This window comes from Parabacteroides sp. B2-S-102, from assembly GCF_023656665.1.
In the GTDB taxonomy this organism is placed as follows: domain Bacteria; phylum Bacteroidota; class Bacteroidia; order Bacteroidales; family Tannerellaceae; genus Parabacteroides; species Parabacteroides distasonis.
Genome location: NZ_JAMOKM010000011.1, coordinates 51,513 through 63,294, shown reverse-complemented (window position 1 = coordinate 63,294; position 11,782 = coordinate 51,513). Strand labels below are relative to the sequence as shown.

Annotated in this window: 10 protein-coding genes; 5 read left to right on the top strand and 5 right to left on the bottom strand. The window is 47.0% G+C overall.

The annotated features are described in order from the left end of the window. Positions 1-295: 295 nt before the first annotated feature. The 5 genes from NBH07_RS14380 to NBH07_RS14360 all read right to left on the bottom strand — a co-directional run bounded on the left by NBH07_RS14380 (position 296) and on the right by NBH07_RS14360 (position 7,135). On the bottom strand, positions 296-1,312 hold the full coding sequence (locus NBH07_RS14380; protein WP_008781050.1) for a 2-oxoacid:ferredoxin oxidoreductase subunit beta: 1,017 nt from the start codon (positions 1,310-1,312) through the stop codon (positions 296-298). 3 nt (positions 1,313-1,315) lie between these two features. Then, positions 1,316-3,169 (bottom strand): 2-oxoacid:acceptor oxidoreductase subunit alpha, encoded by a 1,854-nt coding sequence (locus tag NBH07_RS14375; protein ID WP_005860728.1) that lies wholly within the window; start codon positions 3,167-3,169, stop codon positions 1,316-1,318. Between the two features lie 88 nt (positions 3,170-3,257). Continuing rightward, complete coding sequence (locus tag NBH07_RS14370) at positions 3,258-4,469, bottom strand: alanine dehydrogenase (RefSeq protein ID WP_008781049.1); 1,212 nt, start codon at positions 4,467-4,469, stop codon at positions 3,258-3,260. Positions 4,470-4,472: 3 nt separating this feature from the next. Continuing rightward, positions 4,473-4,994, bottom strand: coding sequence for a shikimate kinase (locus NBH07_RS14365; protein ID WP_005860724.1), 522 nt, complete (start codon positions 4,992-4,994; stop codon positions 4,473-4,475). Positions 4,995-5,074: 80 nt separating this feature from the next. Continuing rightward, complete coding sequence (locus NBH07_RS14360) at positions 5,075-7,135, bottom strand: NHL repeat-containing protein (RefSeq protein ID WP_009018722.1); 2,061 nt, start codon at positions 7,133-7,135, stop codon at positions 5,075-5,077. Positions 7,136-7,240: 105 nt separating this feature from the next. Between NBH07_RS14360 and NBH07_RS14355 the strand changes: the two genes are divergently transcribed. The 5 genes from NBH07_RS14355 to NBH07_RS14335 are packed head-to-tail and all read left to right on the top strand — an operon-like array spanning position 7,241 to position 11,763. Further along, on the top strand, positions 7,241-8,422 hold the full coding sequence (locus tag NBH07_RS14355) for a glycosyltransferase family 87 protein (RefSeq protein WP_009018723.1): 1,182 nt from the start codon (positions 7,241-7,243) through the stop codon (positions 8,420-8,422). Positions 8,423-8,427: 5 nt separating this feature from the next. Next, positions 8,428-9,144, top strand: a complete 717-nt coding sequence (locus NBH07_RS14350) for a glycosyltransferase family 2 protein (protein ID WP_009018724.1) — start codon at positions 8,428-8,430, stop codon at positions 9,142-9,144. A 9-nt stretch (positions 9,145-9,153) separates the two neighbouring features. Beyond that, the gene (locus tag NBH07_RS14345) at positions 9,154-9,951 is read left to right on the top strand and encodes a polysaccharide deacetylase family protein (protein WP_009018725.1); all 798 of its coding nucleotides are present in this window, start codon (positions 9,154-9,156) and stop codon (positions 9,949-9,951) included. Beyond that, positions 9,938-10,573, top strand: a complete 636-nt coding sequence (locus NBH07_RS14340; protein ID WP_009018726.1) for a ribonuclease H1 domain-containing protein — start codon at positions 9,938-9,940, stop codon at positions 10,571-10,573. Before NBH07_RS14345 ends, NBH07_RS14340 begins: the two co-directional genes overlap by 14 nt. A 56-nt stretch (positions 10,574-10,629) precedes the next feature. Continuing rightward, positions 10,630-11,763, top strand: coding sequence for a glycosyltransferase family 4 protein (locus NBH07_RS14335; protein WP_009018727.1), 1,134 nt, complete (start codon positions 10,630-10,632; stop codon positions 11,761-11,763). The last annotated feature ends 19 nt before the right edge of the window (positions 11,764-11,782 follow it).

Below are 11,782 nucleotides of genomic sequence, written 5' to 3'. Positions count from 1 at the left end.
AAAGTAATATTTTTTTTTATCGTACACAGCTTATTAAGGAAATTTTTCAGTAATAATTACTCTTTTCCATGCAATTAACAAAACCCTTAGTCTATTTGTAATATGGAGTTTACAAATCATATACTTTTAGCTAGCATCTCAACTATTTCCGAAGTTGTCATCATAGGTATTCGCTTTTATTGTGACTGAAACAAAGATATATACTTTTTTCCGCACAAACAAATCCAGCGTATAAATATAAGAAAGGCGCAGGATAAATATCTTGCGCCTTCTCTTATATCCGATCAGAAATATATTACTTTACCTCCCAAATCTCACCTTTCATCAAAAGGTCGTGTAATTTACGTGTAGGATTCTTCGCTTGCACCTCCTCGATTTGCTGGTGGACAGCCTCATCATAGGTCGGTCCCTCTACATCTCGTATTACGCCTAACGCAATTGGCATATCACCGCTCATCATGGCAAGCATCATATGCAAGGTGTTATCCTTCTCATGGGCGTCATGCACCAATACGTCATCCATCGTATAACCATCTTGTCCGATCGTTACGGATTTCAGTTTTAGGCCATCTAGCACAAGACCTTTATCCATGTTAGCGCCATAAACCATTTTCTCGCCATGGCGAAGGAAAATCGTACGATCCGCACGGTATTCCTTGTCTACGATGCCTTTATGGATACCGTCATTAAAGATCACACAATTCACTAATACCTCCGTAACGGAAGCGCCTTTATGACGGGCGGAAGCCGTCAATACCTCGGTCGTATTCTTCAAATCCACGTCAATCGTACGGGCGAAGAAATTACCACGGGCACCCAACGCCAACTCGGCCGGGATAAACGGATCTTCCACCGTCCCATAAGGAGAGCTCTTGGATACGAAACCACGGTCGGATGTCGGGGAGTACTGTCCCTTCGTCAAACCATAGATCTTATTGTTGAAAAGAACGATATTCAAATCGATATTACGACGGACAGCGTGGATAAAATGATTACCGCCGATAGCCAAGCAGTCGCCATCACCCGTAATCAACCATACGCTCAAGTCCGGGCGAGCCGTCTTTACGCCGGTAGCGATAGCCGCTCCACGACCATGGATCGTATGGAAGCCATACGTATTCATATAATAAGGTAAGCGGGAAGAACAGCCGATACCTGAGATAACTGCCATATTGTGAGGAGCCACTCCTACCTCGGCCATAGCCTTATGCAGGCAATTCAGTACCGCATGGTCGCCACAACCCGGGCACCAACGTACGTACTGGTCGCTTTTATAATCTTTCGGTTGAAATTTAGTTTCTTCTGTTGTCATCTTTTAAGCCTCCAATATTTTAGTGAATTCCTCAACTAATCTCGCAACGACAAAAGGTTGTCCCTTTACACGATTGAAGCGATACGGATTAAATCCGGGTACCTTTCCACGTAAATAGTTAGCGAACTGGCCATTATTTTGCTCAGCCACCACCACTTTCTTATACTTAGAAAGAACCTCAGCCGTATTCTTAGGCAGCGGGTTGATAAACTTGAAGTGAGCGAAAGCCACCTTCTTGCCATTCTCCTGCATCGTCTCCATCGTCTCGTAAAGGTGTCCGTAGGTTCCACCCCAACCAACGATCAATAAATCAGCGTCCTCATCTCCGATCACTTCCAGTTCGGGGATATAGTCGGCGATCTTATCGATCTTAGCCTGACGGGTCGTCACCATCTTCTGGTGGTTAGCCGGATCGGTAGAGATAGCACTCGTCTCGTAGTCTTTCTCCAGACCGCCCAGACGATGAGCGAAACCTTCCGTTCCCGGAATCGCCCAGTAACGAACCAAGCTTTCCTTGTTACGACGATACGCCTTCCAAACTTTCTCGTCTTGATAATTAGCTACGTAATTCGGCTTAATCTCCGGATATTTATCCATTTCCGGAATTCTCCAAGCGGAAGAACCATTAGCGATAAAGGCATCGGTCAACAAGATAACCGGAGTCATATGCTCCACGGCCAACTTACCCGCCCAAAATGCGGCATCAAAACAATCAGTCGGCGTAGAGGCCGCTATTACCACGGCAGGGCTCTCACCATTACGGCCATACAGAGCCTGCATCAAGTCCGTTTGCTCGCTCTTCGTCGGCAAGCCCGTAGAAGGACCGCCACGCTGAACATCGATAATCACCAAAGGCAACTCGGCGATTACAGCCAAACCGATCGCCTCGCTCTTCAAGGCAAGCCCCGGTCCGGAAGTAGATGTAGCCGCCAAGCAACCGGCGAAACTAGCTCCGATAGAAGTACAGATACCGGCGATCTCATCCTCGGCCTGAACCGTGATAACGCCTAAATCCTTACGTTTAGATAATTCATGTAAAATATCAGTAGCCGGAGTGATCGGGTAACTACCCAAGAACAACTGCAAACCAGCCTTCTCGGCAGCGGCTATCAAACCATAGGAAGTAGCCTTATTACCATTCACGTCCGTATAGAATCCAGGCTCGGCTTTCTTACTCTCGATACGATACGTAGAAACTGAGGCATGGATGTTATTACCATAATTATAACCGTCCGTCAAAGCCTTGATATTAGCTTGGGCGATAACCGGTTTCTTAGCGAACTTATTCTGCAACATGTGCATAGCCTCCTCCAGTGGACGCTCGAACAACCAGCAAACAAGTCCTAAGGCGAACATATTCTTACAGCGAAGAGCCGATTTATTGTCCAAACCAAACTCAACCAATCCGTCTTTTACCATCGTAGAGATCGGAGCGGCAACAACCTGCACGCCAGTCAATCCCAGCTCAGTAAACGGATCATCGGTCGTAAACAAGGCCTTATCCAAATCACTTTTCTTGAAAGAGTCCGTGTCGATTAAAACAATCGCATTGGGTTTTAGGTGTTTTACGTTCACCTTCAGCGCGGCGGGATTCATGGCCACCAATACGTCGGCCTTATCACCGGGTGTGAAGATCTTGCGCGATCCCAAGTGCACTTGGAATCCAGATACACCACTTAGTGTTCCTTGTGGAGCACGTACTTCTGCCGGATAGTCTGGGAATGTAGAAATCTCGTTCCCGAAAACCGCGGACAGGTTTGAAAAGATTGTACCGGTTAACTGCATACCATCTCCCGAGTCTCCCGAGAAACGAATTACAACCTTCTCCAGCGTCTTAACTTTTGTCTGTTCTGCCATAATATACTTTATTAGCTTTATCGCTTATTGGTATTTAGATCGTCCGCAAAGTAAAGCATAAACTTTGCGAGTTCAAAACTTTTCCGCATCAAAAAGCAGAGAGGTATAGATCAAGATTATTAGATGATAGATTAAAATGGTTAGACACATAACTATTCACTGTCTTCCCATAATACATATATACTCCCGCCCTAAAGCCCTTATCCGATTTGATCATTCCTTGCACGGAACCGGCGTCGCCCAACGACAATAATAAAGGTACGAATATATTACTATAAGCCATCGAGGTAGTACGAGCCACCCGGTTGCTGATATTCAGTTTACAATAATGTAATACCCCATATTGCTCGAACACCGCGGGATCTTCCCTCGACAAGCAGCAAGTCGTCTCAAAGCAACCGCCTTGGCTTACCCTCAGATCGATCACCAAAGCTCCCTTTTTCATCGTACGCACCAAGTCCGTAGCGATAATATAGCGATGTCTCGTATTAATATAACGCATCGCCCCGATCACCACGTCAGCGCTACGAAACGCGTTATGCAGCACATTCGGATGGAACGTGGAAGTAAAAAGCCCTTGCCCTAAGACCTGTTGTATTATACGCAATTTATTGATATCATCATCGAATACTTTCACGGATGCTCCCAAGGCCAACGCGGCACGCGCGGCCACGGTCCCGGCGTTTCCGGCCCCGATAATCACCACTTCCGTAGGGGATACGCCCGGGATACCGCCTAATAAGATCCCTTTACCTCCTTGGGTATTGCTCAACAGCTCGGAAGCGATCGTTATGGAAGCCGCCCCCTCGATCTCGGAAGTGACATTCAGCACCGGGAAACGATTATATTCATCCGCCATCAACTCATAAGAGATAGCGGTAATCCGTTTCGCCATCATCAACTCGAAAGCCTCTTGAGCGAATAAATTAAACTGCACCAATGAGAAAACGGTCGTGCGAGGTCTCATAAACGCGATTTCCACCGGTAACGGAGGCAATATCTTCAAGATCAGATCCGCTTGGAAAACTTCTGCGGGCGTATCGACGATCTCCGCCCCCGCCTCCGAGAAATGATTATCGGAATAGTTGATGCCTAATCCGGCGCCACTTTCCACCAGCACCCGGTGACCGCAATCGGTCAGCATATCCACCGCCTCCGGAGTTAACGGCAAACGTTTTTCCGCCTCGCATCGTTCACGAGGAATACCGATGAGCAAACGGTTATTCACCTTGCTGATCTCTTTCAATAATTCCTGCGGGATATAGGCCCCCTGTGCCTGCCGGCCGTCGTTCGCTTCCATATGCTATAGGATTTTCATTAACGCGTTCGATATGTCATGTACATCAGATTCTGTTAACATCTTCTCGGCATCAAACGTTATGGACGCCTTCGTATAAAACGGATTCCTTTTCTCCAGACTCTCGGCGATAAACGCCCTCAGTTCCTCCCCGGAACGTCCTTTCAACACCGGACGGGTATGTTTGCACAACTCCAGACGCTTCGCCAGCTCCTCGACTGACACCTTCAAGTAAACCGTCGTGCCAGAAGCGTTCATAAACTCCATGTTATCGAAAAAGCAAGGAGCGCCTCCTCCCGTGGAGATCAGCACGTCCTCAAACTCAGCGACCTCGTGAAGCATATTCCGTTCTATCTCTCGGAAAGCCTCCTCCCCTCTCTCGGCGAATATCTGCGAAACGGCCTTATGATAACGCCCTTCGATATAGTAATCAAGATCTATGAACGAAAGACCGGCGAGCTTGGCAAGCTCCTTTCCCACCGTTGTCTTGCCCGCTCCCATATATCCGACCAAAAAAACACGTTTCATACGTTATTATAATAGTTTTCGCAAATGTAAACTTTTTCCGGGAACTCTATCTTCTTTATTCCTAAGAATCAATAAAAAAATCATAGGCCAATGGCTTTTACTGTCTGGGTCGCACGATCCACTACCAATAAAGTATGACGAGCACCGGCTATTTTCTCGGGATAGACCATCGAATCTGTAAAGTCCTGCAATAATTTTCCGTTCTTAGGGCTGATCTCCCATAGCTCCGACCGTTTATCATCGACACGAAGCGTAACAAACAAACGATCCCCTACAAACGCTATCGACTGGGGAGACTTTTCAAATCCCAATGTCACCAGATACGGCGCAAAGCCCGTGTCCCCTGCCCGAATGTCCGCAGGATCGAATAAATAGATCATATTTTTATTCTGGGCCGTTACATATAAAAAGCCATCATTTCGTGCCGCTACCGCATAAGTACCCATTGCCTCTTGTAAATTTACGCTACGGCTATATATAGGTACCCGAGCAGCGGAACCGGGCTGTACATCTTGCTCCAAGACAACTACCAGTTTCCGTTTATCCCGGATAAAGACAGCCCCTTGACTAGCCGTCACATCAAACGCATGAACGGTCTGATAACCACCCTCACCCCAAGTACCCGTACCGATACAAGTAATGAACTCATACGTTTCCGCATCAAACACATCCGTACGGCTTCCCGTATTCGTGACATATATTTTCCCATACGAGCGAGTCACGCCGTTTGGCTCCCCCGCAAAGGTCTCTTTCTTATCTCCGTTCATCCACTCAACCATACTTTTCACATGACGCACATTACCGGAAGATACATCAAAGACCTCCAAACTATAATGTCCCGGAGCGTCATTTGCTACATATAGCGTATTCCCATAAAGATGGACCGCTTTCGGATGAAAAGTTTCCACAGTGGCACCGGGAATATCCAAGACAGAAAGTGTAAATGAGAGAGGAGAACCCTCATCACCAGCCCTATCCGTCTCCATCGGAGCAAGCCCAAGCCCGCCATCTATGGCATCCAATTCCGGATCATCGATAATGTATTTCGAGGAGGTATACACGTTTTTATTCTCTACCAGATTCTTATTCCTCCGGGTATGCAAGAAACGGCGGGAATAAACCGGTAATTTCTTGCTCACGGAAAGCTGTGAGTAAACCTTCATACAAATTGTAGGGAAGCCTCCTTCCGCCGGATAATACGTCATATTCCCACTATGCCCATATCCCAAGCAGTGCGCCAGCTCATGATACGGCACATCAGTCCCGTTGGCATCATCCGCATAATGGGTAAGATAGACATATTCACCTAATCCAAAGGTATTTCCCCCGCCCAGGCCGACAACATTCACCACACGCCCATAACACAATCCGCCATGATTCAAGATCTTTTTCTTCAATACATCTATATCCACGATTTGCTCGTTATTTATCAGCTTGCCGCGCCACTTCTCCAGTTCCTCATCAAAAAGCGAGGAAGAAAACATCGCAGCCATATTCAAGGAAAGGGCAACCGCCTCACGAGCCAGATGTGGCCTGAAGTTGCCCCAGTTTGAACCGGAATACTTACCAAACCAAATATTCCACTTTGGTTTCACGTTAATCATTCCTTGATATACCGGATCTCCACATTCAATCCGCAAACTTATATTCTCGGCCGCCATATCCGGATAGGCTTCTATGGTAACCTCCTCGCCGGAACGCGTATAATAAACCTTCGCCTGTTCCAGAAAAGGCAACTTCATTTTAAACTCCTGAAAAGGTAAAACCGTAGTAAACTCCGCAAACCGTACCTCGTCCTCATAGCCTTCAATCGTCGCCCATACGATCACGTTATGTATAGCCCTGGGTGAATAGAAACGAAGCATCAGCTCATTCTGCTCGGTAACCGACACCTGCAAAGGTTCATTCACCTTGAATTTTCGCTGCGACGAATCGAAAAGAACCTCGTCCGGTTCCTCATCCTGAAGGATATAAGAAGTATTCGACGAATCATAATCCTCCTCCGCCATCCGTATTAAACCATATTTACTCGTTCCTCCACTATTATCCACATCATCTTCATCCGAACATCCGAGAACAAGAAAGCCTCCCATTACAAACAGAATGACACGAATGATCGTGTATCTCAACATTTCATTCATAAATAATCTCTTACCAGTTTTGGACGCAAAAATAGTATTTTTATTTAACTCGCATAAAAGTCACCGTTTTTATGTAATTTTGTCCCGTAGACAGATGTAGATTCGATGATGAAATTTATAGATAAGTTCAATACAATTATCCATAAGCCATTTTTCAGCAAATATAGTACCTTAATGGGGCTATGGGCATTGCTGGGGGTTATCGCATGGATTACCAAGTATTTCCCCGGGAAATATAATAACTTCTCGATCTTCAGGCAATCCTTTTGGCATACGTTGAATGAGTTACCGCTCTATGCCGCCTATCCGGAAGAATACAACGATATTTTTCACTACGGGCCGGTATTTAGCTTGGTAGTGGCTCCGTTCGCCATTACACCGTTATGGTTAGGACTGCTTACTTGGTCGGTGGCACAGAGCCTTTTCTTATTCTGGGCGATCAAGATGCTGCCGGGGATCAAGCGGGAACGTATCTTTATCTATTGGTTCTGCGCCCATGAGTTGCTTACCTCGCTTTTCATGTCGCAATTCAATATCAGTATCGCCGCTATCATTGTCCTCGCTTACGTATTGATAGAGAAAGAGAAAGACGTATGGGCCGCTTTCGTGATCATGCTGGGTACCTTCACTAAATTGTATGGGATCACGGGATTGGCCTTTTTCTTTTTCTCCCGCCATAAGATGAAGTTCAGCCTATCTTGCATAGGGTGGGCGGTCATCATGGTCGTAGCCCCAATGATATTGTCCGGGCCGGATTATATAATGTCCCAATATACCGGTTGGTTCGAGGACTTATCCGGAAAAAATTCGGAGAACTTATTCGCGCTCATGCAGAACATTTCCTTCTTGGGAATGGTTCGTAAGATATCGGGATCGGTCAGTTACTCGGACATTTATCTGATAATAGGGGGATTAATATTATTCGGCCTGCCTTATCTACGCATCAGTCAATATAAATATGAGGCTTTCCGGAAAACGTTATTGGCCTCGGTGTTAATGTTTGTCGTACTGTTCAGCACGGGTAGCGAGTCCAGTACCTATATTATAGCGTTTATCGGAGTCGCTATTTGGTATACGGCTGTACCGTGGAAACGTTCGATATTGGATATTGTCTTGATGGTCTTCGCCTTTCTATTGACCAGCATGTCTCCGTCCGATCTTTTCCCGAAATATATACGAGTGCATTATGTATACCCGTATGCGTTAAAAGCGTTGCCTTGTATGCTGATCTGGCTAAAGCTGACATTTGAGATGTGTACGAGGAATTATAATCCGGTAAAGGTATAAATGGAATGAACGCACGAGCAGACATAGATTTGGTATTACCTTGTTACAACCCGCCTTCGGGCTGGGAGGAACGAGTAGCCACCCATTTCCGCGAAGTGGAGCGATTATTCAGCCCGGTACGTTTCCACCTTTTTATTGTCAGTGATGGTTCGAGACGGGGATACGAGCCGGAGACGATCGACCGCCTCCGGCAATTGATACCGGATGTCTGCGTCGTGGACTATAAGCCTAACCGGGGAAAAGGATATGCCTTGCGAGAGGCGGTAAAGCGATGTACCTCTCCTTACATTATTTATACGGACTACGATTTTCCTTATACAAACGACTCATTCGGCAGGATGGTCGAGGCGTTGCTAGGAGGAGCGGACGTAGTCGTGGCTACCCGCGGCAAAAGTTATCAGGATAATCTACCTCCTTTCCGGCAAATGTTATCCAAACTGTCCCACATATGCAATACATGGGTCTTGCGGATCAAGATCAAGGATACACAAGGGGGCATGAAGGGATTCAGCCAAGCGGGACAGGCGATATTCCTGACTACCCGTATCAATAGCTTCCTATTCGATACGGAATTTATCTATAAGGCAAGTCGCCGGAAAGAGATAAACTTACAGACAATCAATGCGAACATCAAAGAAGGACTGGCGGTATCCGATATGGGATTCAAGGTCCTGCGGCGGGAAGCGTTGAACTTCTTATCCATCTTATTTCATAGAGATTAATTGACATACATGATATTACTTAGTTTTGATATCGAGGAGTTTGACGCTCCATTGGAACACGGCGTGGAATTGCCGTTCGAGGAACAAATGCGTACTTCCGTAGAAGGAACCCGGAAGATACTGGCATGTCTGGCCCGTCACCGGGTAAAAGCGACTTTCTTTTGCACGGCGAACTTCGCCCTTCACGCAAAGGATTTGATCTTGGACATCCAAAAGGGTGGACACGAGATCGCTTCGCATGGTTTTTATCACTCGTCGTTCGAGACCGCCGATCTACGCAAGTCCAAAGAGGCATTGGAGGAACTGACCGGACAACCGGTGAACGGTTTCCGTATGGCCCGCATGATGCCCGTCGAAGAAGAAGAGATACATAAGGCCGGTTACTTATACAACTCGTCCTTGAACCCGACTTGTATTCCCGGCCGTTATAACCATCTGGGACAACCCCGCACCTATTTCATGAAAGATGGCGTATTGCAACTGCCCGCCTCGGTGACCCCGATCGTCCGTTTCCCCTTATTTTGGCTGGCTTACCATAACCTTCCGGCCACCTTGTATCGTAAGTTAGCGCTTTGGACTTGGAAAGAGGACGGTTATTTCCTAACCTATTTCCATCCGTGGGAGTTCACCTCCTTAAGTGATCGGAAAGAGCTAAAGTTACCGTTTATCATGACCAACCATTCCGGTTGCGGCATGGAAAGAAGGCTGGACGCCTTGATCCGTTTCTTCAAGGATAAAAGAGCGCCGTTCGGTACCTATACGCAATTCTCACAAGAAATCTTGAGTAAGAGTCATGGCCAAGAATAAGTTTTATGTCGTATGGAAAGGGTTGAACCCGGGAATCTATGATAACTGGGCGGAATGCAAGGCACAGGTAGACGGACAAGAGGGAGCCAAATATAAATCCTTCGAGAACCGGGAGGAAGCCGCCAAAGCCTTCGAGGCCGGCTATACCCATTACCTAAAGACCGCCTCTTCCCCGAAAGCCGTTGCCCGTCTCGCGCCGGAAGCCCCGATCGGGAACCCCATCAATGAGAGTCTTGCCGTAGACGCCGCCTGTAGCGGTAATCCCGGGGATATGGAGTACAGAGGCGTTTATACCGCTACCGGACAAGAGATCTTCCATATCGGCCCGCTGAAGGAGGGCACGAACAATGTCGGGGAATTCCTCGCCTTAGTACACGGCCTCGCCTTGCTACAGCAAAAGGGAAGCGACCTGCCGATCTATTCGGATAGCCGCAACGCCATCAGCTGGGTCAAGAAAAAGAAATGCAAAACCCTATTAGCACGTAAACCGATCAACGAACCTATCTTCGACCTCATCGAGCGGGCCGAGAAATGGTTGAACACCCATACCTATACCACCCAGATCCTCAAATGGGAAACATCCGTATGGGGGGAGATCCCGGCGGATTTCGGAAGGAAATGAGGTAAAGGTAATTAAAATTATATCGTATATTTGCCCAATATATCGAATTCAAGCCTATGAAGATCGCTTTCGACGCAAAACGGATTACGCATAACGCTACCGGACTGGGTAATTATAGCCGGTTCGTAGTGAATAGTTTGTCCGCATCTTTCCCGGAGCATACCTATCAACTCTATACGCCGAGCAAAGGCAAAGAGGCGTTACGGAAACGGATCGAGGAGCGTCCAAGTGTCTCATTCCATTATCCGGAAGGCAGGTTCGATAAACTATTTCCGTCTTTATGGCGTACCTCGGGTCTAACGGCTACGCTTCGAAAAAAGCACGTAGATCTGTTCCATGGCTTGAGTAATGAGATTCCTATGAATCTAAAACAGAACGGAATCCCAGCGGTCGTAACGATACATGACTTGATCTTCTTGCGTTACCCGCAGCTTTATAAACCGATCGATCGTTCCATCTATACCTACAAATTCAAGCAAGCTTGTTTACGATCGGACAAGATCATAGCGATCAGCAGGCAGACGATGCGAGACATCCGGGACTTCTTCCACATTCCGGAAAGCAAGATCGAGGTTGTTTACCAAGGTTGTGACCCGATATTCGGGCAAGCGGTTCAAGAAGACGTGAAATCGTCCGTACGCGAGAAATATCAGATAAACGGGCCTTATATATTATATGTAGGGAGCATCGAGGAACGGAAGAATTTATTGCTTCTGGTAAAAACCCTGAAAGCCCTGAAAGAAGATATCTCCGTGATCGCTATCGGTAAGCATACGCCTTATACGGATACGGTAGAAACCTATATCCGGGAAAACAACCTGTCCGGTCGCGTCCGTATCTTGACCCATATACCTTTTAACGAATTAGCCGCTTTCTATCAGATGGCGACCTTATTTGTCTATCCCTCGTTTTTCGAAGGATTCGGTATCCCGATCTTAGAAGCCCAACTTGCCGGTATTCCGGTGATAGCGGCTACCGGTTCTTGTCTGGAAGAGGCGGGCGGATCGTCCGCTCTATATACCGATCCGAGAAATGAGCAAGAGCTGCGCAGCTTGATAGAGTCCGTATTGAACGAGCCGAAGCTGGCCGAATCCATGCGTTCCGGCGGACGAGAGAATATACGGCGATTCATGCCCGACGTATTAGCGGCTCATTTCATGCGAGTATACGAGAATATCTCACGATCTTAGCAAATCCATTTTATCCATA